A 2445-nucleotide genomic window follows, 5' to 3' on the forward strand; every position below is an offset into this window, starting at 1 on the left:
GTCGTAAATATTGCCACGAATGGTTTCCATTGAAGATAGACTCGTTGCACTTTTGACCGTCGTCACACAATACCCGTCCGGCCCGGTTTCGACGCGAAGTCGTCCAGGCGGGGAACATCGGCTAATCGAGCTCTCGCATCGCGGCGAGGACCCGATGCACCTCATCTACGGTATTGTAATGCACCATCGAGAGGCGCAGCAGGCCCTCAGGTTCCAGGCCCAATCTCTCCGTTAAAGGAAGGGCATAGAAATTCCCGTGCCACACAAAGATTCCCCGGGTGGCGAGAAATTCCGCCAACTCGCGGGGAGAAAAGCGTGCGTGGGTGATGGCAATGGTCGGCAAGCGCTGGTGCAATCTTTCTTGCTCCGTGATTCCCCAGATTCGCACGTCAGACAACTGCTGAAGTCCTTCGATCATTTCCCTGGTCAGCATTTCTTCGTGAGCCTGGATGGCCTGGAAACAAGCGTCGAGGGCCTCACGGCGGGTCGTGACTTCGGGAGCCACAGATTTCCCAATCTCCGCAAGATACTCCACCGCAGCGCAAAGCCCGGCAATCCCCTCGTGGTTTTGCGTACCCGTCATCCACCGGTCGGGAATTTCATCCGGTGCGGGTCGCACCTTATAGGCAGGCAGCGATACGAGCCACTCCCGCTTTCCCCAAAGTACACCCACATGCGGCCCAAAAAACTTGTAACCGGAGCACACCAGGAAATCGCAGTCCCAGGCCTGCACATTAATACGCCGGTGCGGCGCGAGGTGCACGGCATCGAGAAACACCATGGCCCCAACCTGATGGGCCAGCTTGATGATTTCAGTCACCGGCGTGATCGTTCCCACGGCGTTTGAGGCACACGTGACAGCCACAAGTCGCGTTTTTTGTGACAACTGTTTTGAAAGATCTGCCAAGTCCAGCGAGCAATCCTCGGGGTGAATATCAACGATACGCGGAATCACCCCCACCTCTCGGGCAGCAAGTATCCACGGCGTAAAATTTGCGTCGTGCTCCAGGCGGGTTAGGACAATTTCGTCACCCGGCTTCCAGGTTTTCATCAGTGCCCGCGATAGCGCAAAGGTCAGGCTGGTCATGTTGGGGCCGAAAATGACGGTTTGCGGATCATCCGTGCCGAGGAAATCGGCCACGGCCTGCTGCGCCTCTTCAATCAGCCGATCCGTGTCCTGACTGGTGGAAAACACACCGTGCCGGTTGGCATTCGTTTCTACAAGATACCGGCATACAGCGTCGACCACTCTGTGCGGCACCTGCGTCCCCGCAGCACCGTCAAAATACACGACGGGGAGTCCGCCGTGCTTGCGGAAGAGGGCCGGAAACTGGCGACGACACTCCGGAACATCCAGATGACCAACCGATGTTTGACTCATAGTCGTGGAACCTCCCTTTTTCCCGGGATCAAGCGTATTGAGCAATTGTCTCTCGTCGGCACGTCGCGAACAATACACGATAAGGCTTTCCGACCAGCCTGACCCGAGCGGCATGGCCAGACCGTTGCACCCTGCCATTGGTCATCCCCCGCGAGGTCGGACGTGCCGGGCACCAGCATTAAAAAGACGGGATATTCTGCGAGATTTCCCGGGGACGGTTTGGTCGGCCAAACGAGCCCGAACCATCGTATATGTCGGCACCGATTCGACGGCTGGGTTTGCACCCGGGAAACCGTCGGTCCCCTGAGGGAGTGTCTCGCCGTTTGGGTAAAGAGCCGTCGTGTTGAAAAGATTGGTGAGGTCAGCCGTGAAGCCTGCAGCAACTGCACAGAAAAAGGAATCTCCCCTGAACGAAGACTCTCCGCGTTTCCAGCCCGCCGATCGTGTGGGCATCGGCATTGTGTTTCTTGTTGTGTTTGTGGATTTGCTGGGCTTTGGACTCGTCCTGCCCCTTTTGCCGGTTTATGCCGAGCATCTCATGACGGGCTACAGTCCGACGACCCAGGGGATGCTTCTCGGTTTCTTGATGACCAGTTTTTCCCTCATGCAATTTCTCTTCAGTCCACTCTGGGGTAGTCTTTCCGATCGTATTGGCAGACGTCCTGTCCTGCTGGTCGGACTGGCCGGCTCCACCTTGTGCTATACGCTATTCGGCCTGGCCTGCGCCTGGAGTTCCCTTTTGCTGATGTTCCTGGCACGGATTGGAGGGGGCATCATGGGGGCCACGATTTCCACCGCTCAGGCTTACATTGCAGACGTGACGAAAGCCGAACATCGGGCAAGCGGCATGGCGGTCATCGGTGCTGCGTTTGGGCTGGGGTTCACGTTCGGACCTCTTCTCGGCGCCCTCGCCATGTCGGTGGCTCCTGGCAAGCAGGCGGCGCTGAGTACCCTGCCGGATTTACCGAGTACGCGCTGGTGGGATTCCTTGGGCGCGTGACAGTAGATACAGCCTTCCAGGCCCGGCATGCGAAGCCCGCGTTCCATGGCCTTTTGCCGGTCCC

At 57.9% G+C, this 2445-nt stretch carries 2 protein-coding genes; one reads left to right on the top strand and one right to left on the bottom strand.

Features of this window, described 5'->3' with window-relative positions; all coding sequences use genetic code 11:
* Positions 1 to 121: 121 nt before the first annotated feature.
* Positions 122 to 1519: a cysteine desulfurase-like protein gene (locus H5U08_RS15770; RefSeq protein WP_297035184.1), complete on the bottom strand. Its 1398-nt coding sequence runs from the start codon at positions 1517 to 1519 to the stop codon at positions 122 to 124.
* A 229-nt stretch (positions 1520 to 1748) separates the two neighbouring features.
* Here H5U08_RS15770 and H5U08_RS15775 point away from each other — a divergent pair, with 229 nt between their 5' ends.
* Positions 1749 to 2381: an MFS transporter gene (locus tag H5U08_RS15775; RefSeq protein ID WP_297035187.1), complete on the top strand. Its 633-nt coding sequence runs from the start codon at positions 1749 to 1751 to the stop codon at positions 2379 to 2381.
* Positions 2382 to 2445: the final 64 nt, after the last annotated feature.

Origin of the sequence: Thermogutta sp., assembly GCF_014359955.1 — a bacterium.
In the GTDB taxonomy this organism is placed as follows: domain Bacteria; phylum Planctomycetota; class Planctomycetia; order Pirellulales; family Thermoguttaceae; genus Thermogutta.

What these genes read in the sequence shown, in the direction of transcription:
- H5U08_RS15770 (WP_297035184.1), bottom strand. Translation starts at nt 1,519, where the DNA reads ATGGCAGGGTGCAACGGTCTGGCCATGCCGCTCGGGTCAGGCTGGTCG.